The sequence below is a fragment of the Parabacteroides sp. AF18-52 genome (genome assembly GCF_003479145.1).
GTDB lineage: Bacteria > Bacteroidota > Bacteroidia > Bacteroidales > Tannerellaceae > Parabacteroides > Parabacteroides faecis.
This window is the reverse complement of sequence record NZ_QUGR01000002.1, coordinates 740487-754788: the sequence shown is the minus strand read 5'-3', so window position 1 is coordinate 754788 and position 14302 is coordinate 740487. Positions and strand designations below refer to the sequence as shown.

The 14302-nt window shown below is 42.9% G+C and carries 11 protein-coding genes; 6 read left to right on the top strand and 5 right to left on the bottom strand.

Annotation, left to right across the window (positions count from 1 at the left end):
• Positions 1 to 6 precede the first annotated feature (6 nt).
• Positions 7 to 810 carry a GIN domain-containing protein gene (locus tag DWX23_RS06535; protein ID WP_122373865.1) on the bottom strand — a complete coding sequence of 268 codons (804 nt, stop codon included), beginning with the start codon at positions 808 to 810 and terminating at the stop codon, positions 7 to 9.
• 9 nt (positions 811 to 819) lie between these two features.
• Entirely contained in the window at positions 820 to 1605 is a 786-nt protein-coding gene (locus DWX23_RS06530) for a head GIN domain-containing protein (protein WP_122373864.1), read from the bottom strand.
• Between the two features lie 124 nt (positions 1606 to 1729).
• On the opposite strand from DWX23_RS06530, the gene DWX23_RS06525 reads away from it, so the two are divergent.
• From DWX23_RS06525 to DWX23_RS06505, 5 genes are all read left to right on the top strand, one after another.
• Positions 1730 to 2296, top strand: coding sequence for an RNA polymerase sigma-70 factor (locus tag DWX23_RS06525; protein WP_122355827.1), 567 nt, complete (start codon positions 1730 to 1732; stop codon positions 2294 to 2296).
• Positions 2297 to 2443: 147 nt separating this feature from the next.
• Complete coding sequence (locus tag DWX23_RS06520; protein ID WP_122373863.1) at positions 2444 to 3406, top strand: FecR family protein; 963 nt, start codon at positions 2444 to 2446, stop codon at positions 3404 to 3406.
• Between the two features lie 242 nt (positions 3407 to 3648).
• Positions 3649 to 6951, top strand: coding sequence for a TonB-dependent receptor (locus DWX23_RS06515; protein ID WP_158607053.1), 3303 nt, complete (start codon positions 3649 to 3651; stop codon positions 6949 to 6951).
• 12 nt (positions 6952 to 6963) lie between these two features.
• Positions 6964 to 8442 (top strand): RagB/SusD family nutrient uptake outer membrane protein, encoded by a 1479-nt coding sequence (locus DWX23_RS06510; RefSeq protein WP_122373861.1) that lies wholly within the window; start codon positions 6964 to 6966, stop codon positions 8440 to 8442.
• A gap of 109 nt (positions 8443 to 8551) precedes the next feature.
• On the top strand, positions 8552 to 10705 hold the full coding sequence (locus DWX23_RS06505) for a family 20 glycosylhydrolase (protein ID WP_122373860.1): 2154 nt from the start codon (positions 8552 to 8554) through the stop codon (positions 10703 to 10705).
• Between the two features lie 88 nt (positions 10706 to 10793).
• On the opposite strand, the gene DWX23_RS06500 is transcribed toward DWX23_RS06505, so the two are convergent.
• The 3 genes from DWX23_RS06500 to dusB form a co-directional block, all read right to left on the bottom strand.
• Positions 10794 to 11618 (bottom strand): head GIN domain-containing protein, encoded by an 825-nt coding sequence (locus tag DWX23_RS06500; protein ID WP_122354397.1) that lies wholly within the window; start codon positions 11616 to 11618, stop codon positions 10794 to 10796.
• A 25-nt stretch (positions 11619 to 11643) separates the two neighbouring features.
• The gene (locus DWX23_RS06495) at positions 11644 to 12456 is read right to left on the bottom strand and encodes a head GIN domain-containing protein (protein WP_122354404.1); all 813 of its coding nucleotides are present in this window, start codon (positions 12454 to 12456) and stop codon (positions 11644 to 11646) included.
• 327 nt (positions 12457 to 12783) lie between these two features.
• A complete protein-coding gene (gene dusB / locus DWX23_RS06490) occupies positions 12784 to 13773 on the bottom strand; it encodes a tRNA dihydrouridine synthase DusB (RefSeq protein WP_122373859.1) in 990 nt (329 codons plus the stop codon).
• 169 nt (positions 13774 to 13942) lie between these two features.
• Between dusB and DWX23_RS06485 the strand changes: the two genes are divergently transcribed.
• Positions 13943 to 14299, top strand: coding sequence for a BlaI/MecI/CopY family transcriptional regulator (locus tag DWX23_RS06485; RefSeq protein WP_122354395.1), 357 nt, complete (start codon positions 13943 to 13945; stop codon positions 14297 to 14299).
• Positions 14300 to 14302 lie beyond the last annotated feature (3 nt).

Sequence of the window (14302 nt, the reverse complement as noted above, 5' to 3'; positions counted from 1 at the left end):
ATTTGGTCAATCCACTTTCTTAACGGAACCTAATCCCGCTTTATCCACTTTGACGGAAGGGTTTCCTTTATATTTTACTGTACCCATTCCGGCTATCTCGGCATCGATCTGATCCTTTGCAAATGTTTCGATCAGTCCTTTTCCGGCGATTTCGCATGATAATGTCGAAAGTTCATAATCAAATGCGTGCACTTTGCCGCTCCCGGCTATTTCAAAGTCAGCTTTTTCGCCTGCCCCTTTCAGGTTGAACGTTCCTTTTCCGGCGATTTCACCTTTAAACACTCTTGCATATAGGGCGTTAGCATTCAATGTGGCTTGACCTGCCGTACTTACTTCCATTTGATCGACAGTCACTGTATCTCTTAACTCTATTCTCGTGCTACCTGCCGTACTGAATTTCACTTTCTCATTGGATGCGAATTTGCCGTTCAGGTTAAAGACTTTCACCCCACCCATATCGGCTTTTTTCAATGAGGAGGAGTTGGAAGTGATCGTAAATTCTGTCGGACGGAATCTGATCTGTTTCTTGCTACGTTCTTTAGGCCGAATCACCAGTTTTTCCCCGTCCGTTTTAAACTCAAACAAATCGTAAATATTCTGATCGACCGTTACGCTCAGAGCGGGAGTAGACTCCTGCTGTGAATAATTGAATATGATTGAAGTGCCCTGCACTTCAATTTCATCGTAATCGGCAATATCGATTGTCTGGGTAATTACGTTTCCGTCACCTCTGACAGACGGCATAAAGATGCATCCCGAAGCGAGCAACAAGATGGCGGATAGTACTGAAAAATAGAGTGTTTGTTTCATATCGTTTTATTATTTTACTTCTTCTACGGAGCCTTTGCCCAATACCTTCTGCTGGACGGCTGTCGGGCCTTTGTAGCGGATTTTTCCTTTACCGACGATGTTGGCCTTCAGGTTATTGGTAGCATGAACTTCCATTGAACCGTTTCCTGTCATTTTACAACTTAACTCAGGAACGGCTACTCCGAAAGCCATGATTTCACCGCTGCTGGTGATACTGTATGTTCCTTCTTTCGCATCTCCCTTTTTCAGGTTGATAGTGCCTGAACCATTGATGCTGCATTCCAGTTTGTCTGCCTGCAATTCGTTGATAACCATATTGGCACTGCCTGATACATTCAGGTCGAGCTTTCCCATTTTTACCGGTTCTTTCAGTTGAACCAGGCAGTTAGAGTTAGCATTGATCTTTATTTCGTCTCCGGTCAGCGGACTGTTTACCATAAAGTTGGCATTACCGGCAGCTTTCACCTCTTTCAGCCATTTGGAGTTCGTTTTTACGATGAACTTGGTGTAATGGTCTACTTTCACCCCTTTGAAACCAACGGAGAGTTCCCGGTCTTTTATATTGATGTTGACATATTCATGCAGGTTTTCATCTACAGTCACTTCAATATAAGGTGCTGCATCTGATTGTTCATAATTGAAATCAATTACCCCATCAATTTTAATTGAATTATAGTCATCGATAGTGATCTTTTTACTGGATAGTTTTCCGTTACCTTTTACGTGGTCTGCTGCCTGAGCAGTGAATAACAATCCCAATAACATGATAATAGATAATAAGCCTTTTGTTCTCATAATTTATTTGTTTAGTATTGCCTTTCCTTATAATAGACGTGACCTTGACAGGGTCGGTTACAAAAATAGGAGTAATTTAATTTATAATTCCTACATTTGCTATATTTTTATATGGAATTAAGTTATGGAACAGCGTTTGTTTAGCTCTGGCAAAGAGGATTATTCGAAAATATATGCGATATATTTTCCCAAACTGGTACGCTTTTCACAGACCTATTTGCATTCGCAGGAAGATGCTGAAAATCTGGTACAGGATATTTTTCTTTATCTTTGGGAGAACCGGGAGCAAATACCTTCGCTGGGGAATATGAACGCTTATCTGTTTACGGTAGTCAAGAACCGTTGTATCGATTTTCTCCGCAGACAGGCAAAAAATGATGAAAAAAAACGATCTTTGTCTGAACTGGAAGAAAAGGAATTGCAATTTAAATTATATTCTTTGCAGAAATTTGATGAAAACAATTTCTCTGTAGCAGATATTGAACATCTGATTTCACAGGCGGTAGATTCGTTGCCTGCCCGTTGTAAAGAGATATTTATATTGAGCCGTATGGAAGGACTTCGGCATAAGGAAATTTCCGAGCGTCTGAATATCTCTGTGAATACAATTGAAAGCCAGATTGCCATTGCTTTGAAAAAACTGAAAGTAGCACTGAAGGATTATATGCCTTTGTTTATTTTTATTATTTGATCGTATCCCTAAAGAATTTCAACCTCCCTTTGAGAGTTTTATAAGAAAAGGAGTGACTATCCGAATGTTAAAATCATATTTTTTTGATTTTTTCTTTGGCGGCATTTCTTCTTTCTGCGTCATACCTATAAAGAAGTAATAATTTTTATGAAAGAACAATTAGATAAATATTTTGCAGGGACACTGGCAGATACCGAGAAATTGACTCTTTTCCGGCAGATGGAAGAAGATGCCGCTCTGAAAGATGAAATGGCGGATATGCAGAATATTATGGCTCTATCCGGAATGATGGATAGGGATGGTGACGATCTGCTGGTAACAACAAAGATCAAAGAGTTGGAACAGCGGGCCAATAAACGGAGAATGTTTCGTTTGTCGATTGCTGTTCTGAAGTATGCCGTCGCTGCGACTTTGCTTTTCTGTACCTGGTTTTTATCTGAAAAATATACCTTGGATAAACATAAAAGTGAAATGATCCGGATAGAAGCGCCACAGGGGCAACGGGTGTATCTGACATTGGCGGATGGAACAGAGGCATGGCTTAGTTCGCGGACGAAGCTGAATATTCCGCATCAGTTCAATGACAAAGAACGGGTAATAGAGTTGGACGGGGAAGGTTTCTTTGCGGTAAAGAAAGATGCGAAGCGGCCGTTTATTGTGAAGACCAAACAATATAACGTACAGGTTTTGGGTACGCAGTTCAATGTGTTTGCTTATTCGGAAAGTACGGATTTTGAAACCGATTTGCTGGAAGGTTCGGTATATGTGTATCATAAGAACAATGAAGCTGGCGGACTTTACATGAAACCGGATGAAAAGGTCTTTTTAAAAGGCGGTGAGTTGTTGAAGACAACTTCCAATTTTAAGCAGTCTAAATATTTAAAAAACGGAATATTCACGTTTGAAGATAAACCTTTCGGTGAATTGTTGACCCGCCTGGAACTATGGTATGACGTCAAGTTCAAGGTAAGCCGTCCGGAGATCAGGAAGTATGTTTTTTCGGGTAAGTTCCGGCAAAGTGATGACATAGCGAATATCCTGCAAGCCATTCAGGAAGTGGGAAAATTTAATTTCCGCATGATCACGGAAAATGAGATAGAGATTTATTAACCTTATTTGTAGAACACTATAAAAAAAGAATGTTGCCTATGTAAATACCAGAAATGAATTGGATAGGACAAAACAAGGGAGTGTTGGTACCACTCCCCTGAAGTAGTCAATACTATCATCTTAGCGTTGTGACCTAAATAAAAGTATTAACATTATTATTCAGCAAAGTTATGAAAAAAAACTTGTTGCAGACATGCTATTATGTTATAAGAGAACTTAAATCAAGAAAAATAGTTCGGATTATGAAATTATCAATCTTTTTCTTCTTCCTGTTTATATTGCAGTTACATGCTGAAAACGTACAGTCGCAGACAGCCAGTGTCGCTCTTAACAAGGAAGCGCTCACGTTGAATGAACTGATATCGGAGATTGAATCGCAAACCGATTATCTGTTTATTTACAGCAAAAACGACATTAATGTGAGTCGGCGTGTGAAGATCAATACACGTAGCCGGCAGGTCTCTGATATACTGAACGATATTTTTACGGGCAGTGATATTACCTATAAATTTGCCAACAATTATATCTCATTGCGAAAGATAAATGAGAAGATGGCAGCCGGAACTCCCGCTCCGGAACAGGCAAAAAGAATTACCATCTCGGGAAAGGTGCTGGACTCGTTCGGCGATCCGGTTATCGGAGCTAATATTGTTGAAGATAAAACCACGAATGGCACGGTCTCCGATATAGACGGTAACTTCAGTATGGCTGTGGCGGATGATGCTGTTCTGAATGTTTCCTTTATCGGATATATCGAGCAGAAGATACCGGTAAAGAATAAAACGACTTTTACCATTAAGCTGAATGAAGATTTGCAAAAGCTGGACGAGGTGGTCGTTGTCGGTTATGGTAGCATGAAAAAGAGCGACCTGACAGGATCGGTTGTTTCTCTGAAAGCCGAAGAGATCAATTCTCCCAATAACTCCAGTTTGGTGCAGATGATGCAGGGGCGTGCTGCGGGGGTTGTTATTACCCAGAACAGCACCCAGCCGGGTGGTGCAGCCGATGTGCGTATCCGTGGTCTTTCTTCTGTAAATGCAAGTAAGACACCGTTGTATGTTGTGGATGGTTTCCCGGTGGATAATACGAACTTTTATCCCGGTTCGGGCGATGTGTTCGACGGTCCGAAGAAAGACCCGCTGAATAGTATCAACCCGTCGGATATCGAGAGCATGGAAGTTCTGAAAGACGCCTCGGCTACGGCTATCTACGGATCGCGTGCGGCTAATGGTGTTATCCTTATTACCACTAAACAGGGGAAAGAAGGTAAGGCAAAAGTCACTTTGAATTCTTCTTTCGGTATCCAGACGATCGCCAAGCGGTTCGATTTTCTTTCCGGCACTGATTTTGCCCGGGTGACAAACGAAATGAATGCTCTGTACAAAAAAGATCCATTTTATACGGATGCAGAAATTGCTTCCTTTGGGAAAGGGACGGACTGGTTGGATGAAGTGACGCACACAGGTATGGTGACCAACCATGATGTGTCTTTGCAAGGTGGAACGGCATCTACAAAATATATGGTATCTGCCAGCTATCATTTAAACAATGGTATAGTAAAAGAGAGCTCTTTTGAACGTTATAGCTTCCGTGTAAATCTGGAACAGAAAATATCTTCTATTTTCAGTGTCAATGTGTCCAGCTTTATGAGTAATACTTCGGATAAGAATGTGGCAGTCGGAACCCGTGCGGAAGATACGGGGGTATTGTCCGGTGCTTATGCTTTCCCTGCCAATGTCCCGGTTCGCGACGAGGATGGCAAATTTTCTAAAAACCCGAGATATGCATTGTTGCCTAACCCGGTTTCTTTGTTGGATATTGACGACAAGACCCGTTCGAAGAGGTCGATGTTGAATGGCTCATTGAATATTACTCCTACCGATTATCTGTTTATTAAGTTACAGGCCGGTACGGATATGCAGGATTCAAAACGAGAATATTACAATCCCAAAACTACCCGTAATGGTGCGGATGCCAATGGTATCGCTTCCGTAACGGCTACCCAGGGGCGCAGTAATCTGTTTGAAGGAACAGCTACCTTCAAAAAAGAATTCAATAAAGTGCATAAGTTGGATATCATGGCGGGTTATACCTATCAGGATTTCACTTATGAGGAACTGACGGCTAAAGTCTCAAATTTCTTTACGGATTATTTTGGTTATAATAATATTGGAATAGGCGAGACTTACAGTGCTCCGGGTACTACGAAAAGGATGAATAAACTTTTATCCGGCATTGCCCGTGTAAATTATAATTTCGCAGATCGTTATTTGCTAACCGCAACATTCAGAGCAGACGGATCATCTAAATTCGATAAGGATCACCGCTTCGGTTATTTCCCTTCTTTCTCTGCTGCATGGCGTATCTCCAACGAGGAATTTATGAAAGGACTGACTTCTTTGTCGAATATGAAATTGCGTGTAGGTTACGGTGAAACAGGTAATCAGGATATCGGAAATAACAGTTACCAGAATTTATTGAAGAAAGGATATGAATATGTATTCGGAAATTCACCGGTGACTACGATCATTCCGGGTAATGCCGGGAATCCTCTGTTGATGTGGGAAACAGCCAAACAGTTTAATGTCGGTTTGGATATGGGTTTCTTCAATAACCGTATTTCTGGAACGCTTGAATATTATCAGATCAATACGGATAATCTGTTGCTTCAATTCTCTACCCCGGCTTATTCCGGTTATACATCCCAGTGGAGGAATGCTGGTGAGATCGTAAACCGCGGGGTTGAATTTACTTTAAATACGACCAATATCCGTACCCGTGATTTCCAATGGGAGACATTGCTGACTGTCTCTCATAATAAGAATAAATGGAAAGACCGTGCCGGATTACCTAAACCTTATATCGGAGCTTCTGAAGATGATCCTGTAAATGCTATTTACGGTTACACGTACGACGGTATCTGGCAGGAAGGCGATGATATTAAGAACAGTGCACAGCCGAATTCTGTACCTGGAAATATCCGTTACAAAGACATCGGCGGCCGTGATGCTGACGGAAACTTTGTTCCGGGGCCGGATGGAAAGATCAATGATGCCGATATCAGCTTCCTGGGTACACCGGACCCGAAAGTGGAATTAGGCTTTGGTAATGACTTGACTTATAAGAACTGGAACCTGAATATTTTCTTTAATGCCCGTCTGGGTGGGAAGAAGTACAATCAGTTCCGGGCTTATTATGAAAATCCTTCCAGGGTATATGAAGGTTTCAGCGCATTCAGTAGTGTGATGGATCGCTGGAGTCCTACTAATACAGGCAGTCAGATCCATTCGGGCGCAGCTAATCCTTACGGAAGTGATGTGAATACGTTCTATGTGGAAGACGCTTCGTTCTTACGGCTGAAGTCTGTCAGACTGACTTATAATACGAAGCTTTATTCCTGTCCTCTAAGTGTGTATGTGGATGCCCAGAACCTGTTTACTATAACAGGATATTCAGGTTATGACCCTGAAATTGGCGGAACAAACGATTATAATACATATCCTGCTTGCCGTACATTCCTGGCAGGTTTAAGAATTAGTTTTTAAAAAATTACGATTATGAAGACACTCAAAATATATTTGCTGGCGGGTTTGACCTGCTTACTTTCTTCTTGTCTGGATACACAGTTGTATAATGAGATAGCTGTAGACGACTTCTTCAATACGGAATCGGATGCACGGGCATATCTGAATGGTGTGTACGGTGGTTTCCGCGACAGAAGTGCCCGTAATTATATTCCGGCAGGCGAATATGCCTTTCAAATGTTGAATGAGATAGCGGGAGACGGCCTTATCTTCGGTCCCGGAGCACAGAGTGGAAAAGGGAGCCAGTATGAAAAGGCTGAATGGGGAATCGATTTTTATGTGACATCTTCGCTTTGGAATGATTTGTATCTGGCTATTGTACGTGCCAATATCGGGATCGATAATTTGGGAAAAGTGCAGACGAACGATACCAAGCTGGTAGAACAATTTGTAGCGGAAGCACGTGTGGCAAGAGCCTGGTTCTATGCAGACCTTACTTATCTGTATGGTGATGTGCCTTTGATTACAGATTCTAAATTTGATCTTACTTCTAATCCGGGGCGTGAGCCGAAGGATAAGATTATAGAATTCTGTATTTCTGAGATACTGGCTTCTATCGATAAACTGCCGGAAAGTTATCCGGCGGAGGATTACGGGCGATTTACAAAAGCCGCTGCACAAGCCAAACTTTGTAAAATATACCTGGAAGCCAAACGTTGGAAAGAATGTGCCGATATGGCGAATGAGATCATTAACAACTCTCCCCATAAACTGGTTTCAGACTGGGGTAAATTGTGGGGTGTCGAAAATGAGAAGAATATAGAGACCATATTCTCTATCTCTTGTTTACCTCCGCGCTATCAGCATTCCGCTTATGCAGCCCATTTTCATCCGGCTGACTTCCTGATTGAAGGAGGTGGTTCTATCGGTTGGGATTATTATCGCTGTACTTGGGATTTTTATAACACATTCGATCCGGCGGATAAACGAAGGGCAGACATGTTGACTTCTTATGTGACGGTTAAAAAGGATGCAGACGGCAATTATATACGGAAAGAAGTCGGTCACGGTGGCGGCGAAGGCCCGATCCCGAACAAATTCCCGTTAGATCCGGCTCATATCGGTTGGACAGAAGGTACGGATGTCGTTTTGATCCGTTTGGCTGATATTATCCTGGCGCGTGCAGAGGCTCTGAATGAATTGAACGGTCCGAACCAGGAATCTATCGATCTGATCAATCGAATACGTACAAGGGCGTTTGGAGATGATTCGCATAACCTGAAACTGGCGGATTTTGGAACGAAAGAGAGCTTACGTGATGCTGTTTTGAAGGAAAGAGGATGGGAATTGTTCCTGGAAGGATACCGTCGTCTCGACCTGATACGTCACGGAGTTTATATCGATGCAATGAAGAAGAAAGGTTCAACGTTCGTTTCCAACAGTCAGTTGTTGTTACCGATACCGATAAGCGAGATCAACCTGAACCCGAATCTGACACAGAACGATTATTGATAAATAGTCTTTAAGGTAAAACAGATGGAAGGCAACCGGGTAAGAGATAGAGTATTTTATCTTCCGGTTGCCTTTTTCATTACATTTGAGTCTTTAAAACAGAACGGATATGAAAATACGACTGAATATATTCCTTTTATGCTGCCTTTTGGTGGTTGTTGAATTGCATGGTCAAAAAACGGACTGGACACTTCCGACGCCTGATACAGATAAGTTGCCCACTGCTTTGATCCCTTATCCGGATGAGGTGATAAGGAAAGAGGGGGTGACGGGGTTTTCTGTAATAAAAGCAGATAAGAGCTCTTTGGAGAAGTTGAGAGATGGTAAGCGTATCGGTGAGGAACTGAATGATATTTGTATGTTCTGGAATATGCCGGAGCGGTCGACCGGTAGAATATGCCGGATCTATTTTGAACAGCTTCCGGCGCAGCAGGATGCTTTGAAGAGAGAAGCCTATAAACTGGTTGTATCGGATGACAAGGTGGTTATTTCTGCCGGAGAGTTTGCCGGTTTCTTCAATGCCTTACAAACATTGCGGCAGTTGGTGAAGGAAACACCGGATGCTTATGAATTGCCCAATTGTGTAATTAATGATTCTCCGGCTTTTTCAATTCGGGGTATTATGCTCGATGTGGGGCGTAATTATGCTTCGGCTCCCTTTATAAAAGAGGTAGTACGAAAGTTGTCTTATTATAAGATCAACCTGCTCCATTTGCATCTGACGGATGATCCGGGATGGCGGATAGAGGTGAAAAACATGCCGGAACTGACGGCGCCGTCTACTTACTGGAAAACCCGCCAGCCGGGTAAATATTATACGCAAGACGAACTGAGCGCACTGGACGTGTATTGTTCTACATTGAATATGCGTGTGGTTCCTGAAGTGGATATGCCCGGTCATAGCGCTTATTTTGAGAAAGCAACCGGCCTGAAACTCCAGACACCCGAAGGAATGGCTGCTTTACAAAAGGCATTGGATGAGGTAATACCTTTATTTAAAGATTCTCTCTTCCATATCGGTTCGGATGAGGTGCGTTTTGAGATGGATGATTTTATGCCGGAAATGATAAAATACATTCGCAGTAAAGGGAAAGAGGTTGTTACCTGGTATCCCGGTTATTCACCGGACAAGAAGGCGGTACGAATGTGCTGGGGAGAGAATGAAGCCGGCCATATCCTCGATAAGTCGGCGCAATATATCGATAGTAATGGTTTCTATATGGATTATATGGATTCGCAGGGAGGTATGTTGCAAACATTTTTCCAACAACCTTGTGAAGTTCCGGCAGGAAATGAGAATGCACTTGGCAGTATCATGTGCGTCTGGACGGATGGAGCATTGAGTTCGGAAAAACGATTGTTGGAACAGTATCCTTTTTATCCTTGTATGTTGACATTTGCCGAACGTATCTGGCGGGGTGCCAAAGAGAAAAGACGCGATCTGATGGCGCAATTCCCTTCGGCTGGTACACCGGCATGGACGGCTATCTCAGAATTTGAAGATCGTCTGGTCTATCACCGGGATCATTATTTCCGCCATATTCCGTTCCCTTATGTGAAACAGGCGGATATCAAATGGCGTTTGATCGGTCCGTTCGATCATCAAGGAGTGAATGACCGGTCTTTCGAACCCGAAAAGATCATTAAGAAGACCTATACATGGAATGATACGGTATTTAAATGGACCGAATCCCCAGTGTATGGCGGTGAAATTCAGATACGTAGCTTTTATGCAATGTTCAATGCGCACCGGGGTAAATATCGGTTAGACCATTGGCCGACAACCATGTCGCCTCTTGTTGGAAAAGAGGGTGGAACCTGTTATGCTGTTACTTATATAAAAAGTCCCGTCGAACAGGACGTTTACCTGATGTTCGGATTGAATGGGATGTGGGGACATTCCGGTGGTTATCGCACGGCAAGAGCTCCTGAACAGGGGAATTGGGATTTCAGCGGTGGCGATATCTGGTTGAATGATGAACGGGTAAGTCCTCCTCACTGGCCGTTTGAAAGTCTGCCCTGGACCGGGTGGGGGCAAGGACGCATCGAAACTCCGCTGACGGAAGAAGGTTATTTTTATCGTCCTCCTGTAAAGATAAAACTAAAAAAAGGTCTGAACAAAGTGCTTATCCGTAGTGTCTTCGGACATTGGAAAGGGGATGACGGACAGCGTAAATGGCAGTTTTGTTGTATCCCTGTTCAATGGGATGGCATGCATTATACGGAAGTTCCCGGTCTTGAGTTTGTAGACTGGATGGAATAAGGAATAAAAAATAACCCGGAAATTATCTTTTCACTATGCCATAGCGAAAGGTAATTCCGGGTTTTCCAACTCCCAATATATTGATTTCTTAATTTACCGGATCGATATCGCTTGAACCGCTGGAGTGTTTCTTGACTTTCGGATTCCCTTTATATTTGATATCACTGCTGCCGGAAGCAGAGGCATTCAACGATTCGGTAACTGTGGTTAAAATATCGCTGCTACCGCTTGCCGAGCATTCCAATGTTTTCAGGGTGAAACCATACGCTTTGATATCGCTGCTGCCGCTACAGTTGTATTTCCCTTCGTTGGCTTTCCCATTCAAATACAGGTCGCTGGAGCCGGATGAGTGGGTTTCTATTCTGTGACATTCCAGATCGCTTGTTTTCAGATCGCTGGCCCCACTCAGGTTGATTTTGCATAAATTGGCTATGCGCATCGGTTTTTCCAGATATACGTCGCTGGCTCCCGATGCGTTGATCTCGATATTATCACCTGATAGCGAACTTTCCAGGATAAAGTCGAAACTACTCGAAACTCCCAGTTTCTTTAGTTCGGCCGAATGAGTATCTATGACCAGTCTGCTCGGATTGATCCTGGTTCCTCTCTGTGTTTCTATTTTTAAAATACCACCTTCGGTATTGAACTTTATCAGAGGAAGAAGGTTTTCATCTATCGTGATCTTCAAACCTGCTTTTCCTGTTTGCTGTGAATAGTTGATTTGCGGAGATTTATTCTTACCGGCAAAAAAGCTTCCGTTGCTTTCAATACCCTGGCCTACTATCAATCCGGTATAATCGGCTACCTGTATTTCTTTGGTGATGATATTTCCGTTCCCCTTGATCTTTTCTGCGTAGCAACTGATCGTGCCGAAGGCTATTAATCCGATGAATGCTAAAGCTAATTTTTTCATGACATTTATTATTTAGTTCGTTCTTTTAATTTGCGTCTTTCAGTTTTCCTGATCCGATAACACTCTTGCTGGTTGTCGGATTTCCTTTGTAATAAACGTTACCGCTACCGACGATGTTGGCTTCCAGATGGTTCTTAGCATAAGCCTGGATATTACCGCTACCGGCAATATTGCATTCAACTTTGTTGGTGAGGCAATCGTAAGCTTTGATGTTACCGCTTGCGGCCAGATTGTATTCTGCTTTTTCGGTATTTCCTCCAACCTGAATGAAACCGCTTCCAGCCAAACTACATTCAACATCTTTCAGGTTAATATCGGTGGCGACAACGCTACCTGAACTAGCCAGGTTTATTTCCAACTTGTTCCCTGTCACTTTCTTTTTCAGAAGGATGTTGCCGCTACCGGCCATATTGATTTCCAGTTTGATTATATTCAATGGGCTGGCAACAATAAAATCGCCGGAAGAAACAACATTCAGTTCCTTAATTTCACGCGAATTGGTCACGACCTTGAAGGTTGTCGGTTTCAGGTTGTACGTATTTCCGTTACGGCTGTTTTCGTTAATTCTTTTCGGACCGACTTTCAGTTCTTTGCCGTCCACCTGCATTTGAAGTAACGGGAGCAGGTTTTCATCGATCTCCACTTCCAGATAAGGAGCGGCATCCGATTGTTCGTAAACGAACTCCATAACTCCGACTGTCGATATCTCATTATAATCACTGATGGAAATTCTTTTAGTGATGACATTACCGTTACCTTCCACTGTTTCCGTAGTGCGGGCAAATCCTGTCAGCGCCACCAATAAACAGGCGATAAAGAGTGATACTTTTGTTTTCATCTGCATTATTTTTATAGTTCTTTTCTTTATAAGACGAGGCTATTGGTGCTTAGGTTGCAGATTTTGTAAATTATTTTTGAAAAAAGAGGGTGCGCAAACAATAAAAAAACCGCGATCCGAAATAATAACGGATGCGGTCTTTTTGCTTCCCAACGAAGCAATCTCACGATTCCTCCTTTGCAAAGACTTGTTAACCTTAGATCTAAAATACTATGAAAAAAACTCGATGCAAATATAAGAGGAAATATATTATATGCAATATACTATTGTATCAATTTATTGTAGTAATGTCACTTTATAATATAAAAGTATCATTTTTGGAACTATTTAGTCCGCAATTCCGAACTTTTCCGGAATAGAATCCATTATATCAAACAGTTCGGATACCGTTTCAGCGCGAAGCATGGCAACGCGTGTCTGCTTGAAATCAGAAATACCCTTGAAAAGAGGGGTGGCTGCCAGGTGGCGTCGGATATGTAAGATGCCACGGCGTTCGTCCAAACGCTCCACACTTTGGTTGACCTGCTGTTTGAGGATATCCAGATACCAGGAGAATTTTTCTTCCGGTAACGCTTCTCCGGTAGTCAGGAAATGTTTTACTTCACGGAATATCCAGGGGCGACCGATGCTTCCGCGACCGATCATCACGCCATCCACTCCGTAGTCTTCGAAACGCTGTTTGCATATTTCTGCAGAAGTCACGTCTCCGTTTCCGATAATGGGAATATGCATGCGCGGATTCTTTTTAACTTCACCGATCAGTGTCCAGTCCGCTTCACCGGTGTACATCTGGGCACGGGTACGTCCGTGAATGGAAAGGGCGGCGATACCGCAATCCTGCAATTGTTCAGCCAGGTCGACGATGATCTTGTTATCGGCATCCCATCCCAGGCGGGTTTTCACAGTGACCGGGATATTGACGGCTTTCACAACCTCTTTCGTTATCTCGAGCATCAGGGGGATATTACGGAGCATGCCTGCCCCGGCTCCTTTACCCGCCACTTTTTTTACCGGACAACCGAAATTGATGTCGAGGATATCCGGACGGGCAGCTTCGCATATCCGGGCAGCTTCCACCATGGCGCTGACTTCCTTGCCATATATCTGTATAGCGACCGGCCGTTCATCTTCTGCTACGGTCAGTTTTTCTTGTGTCTTGTTGACGCTGCGGATCAATGCATCGCTCGATACAAATTCCGTATATACCATATCTGCACCGAAACGTTTACACATCAGACGGAAAGAGATATCCGTAACATCTTCCATCGGTGCCAGAAACACCGGGTGTTCACCTAAATCTATTGAGCCTATCTTCATACCTTCTTATTATAGACTGCAAAAGTACAGCTTTTTCCGCGAAGAATGATGATAGAATCTCCTCCAATATGAAATCTACTATGTTTTATAGTAGATTAACTATGCGTTGTAGTTGTATTACTGGAAAATATAGTTATATTTGGGCATTCCTTTAATAAAACGACAGATTATGAAACGATTGACATCGAAAGAAGAAGAGATATTAGGCTATTTCTGGGCGAAAGGACCTTTGTTTGTCCGCGAATTACTCGACTTGCAGGAAGAGCCTAAGCCGCATTACAACACGCTTTCCACCATTGTCCGTACCCTGGAAGAGAAAGGGTATATCGGTTATAAGGCTTTTGGGAATACGCATCAATATTATGCCTTGATCTCGGAAGACGAATACCGCAAGACTACATTGAAGCAGGTTGTCAACAAGTATTTTGATAATTCTTATACCCGTGTCGTCTCTACGCTGATCGAGGAAGAAGCGTTGACGCTGGATGAATTGCAGGAGTTGATCCGACAGATCAAGAACAAATAAATG

Bases quoted from the DNA above. Each gene is read 5' to 3' on its own strand.
- DWX23_RS06520 (WP_122373863.1), top strand. From the start codon at position 2,444: ATGAAAGAACAATTAGATAAATATTTTGCAGGGACACTGGCAGATACC.
- DWX23_RS06495 (WP_122354404.1), bottom strand. From the start codon at position 12,456: ATGAAAACAAAAGTATCACTCTTTATCGCCTGTTTATTGGTGGCGCTG.
- DWX23_RS06510 (WP_122373861.1), top strand. From the start codon at position 6,964: ATGAAGACACTCAAAATATATTTGCTGGCGGGTTTGACCTGCTTACTT.
- DWX23_RS06505 (WP_122373860.1), top strand. From the start codon at position 8,552: ATGAAAATACGACTGAATATATTCCTTTTATGCTGCCTTTTGGTGGTT.
- DWX23_RS06535 (WP_122373865.1), bottom strand. From the start codon at position 810: ATGAAACAAACACTCTATTTTTCAGTACTATCCGCCATCTTGTTGCTC.
- DWX23_RS06515 (WP_158607053.1), top strand. From the start codon at position 3,649: ATGAAATTATCAATCTTTTTCTTCTTCCTGTTTATATTGCAGTTACAT.
- DWX23_RS06500 (WP_122354397.1), bottom strand. From the start codon at position 11,618: ATGAAAAAATTAGCTTTAGCATTCATCGGATTAATAGCCTTCGGCACG.
- DWX23_RS06485 (WP_122354395.1), top strand. From the start codon at position 13,943: ATGAAACGATTGACATCGAAAGAAGAAGAGATATTAGGCTATTTCTGG.
- DWX23_RS06525 (WP_122355827.1), top strand. From the start codon at position 1,730: ATGGAACAGCGTTTGTTTAGCTCTGGCAAAGAGGATTATTCGAAAATA.
- dusB (WP_122373859.1), bottom strand. From the start codon at position 13,773: ATGAAGATAGGCTCAATAGATTTAGGTGAACACCCGGTGTTTCTGGCA.
- DWX23_RS06530 (WP_122373864.1), bottom strand. From the start codon at position 1,605: ATGAGAACAAAAGGCTTATTATCTATTATCATGTTATTGGGATTGTTA.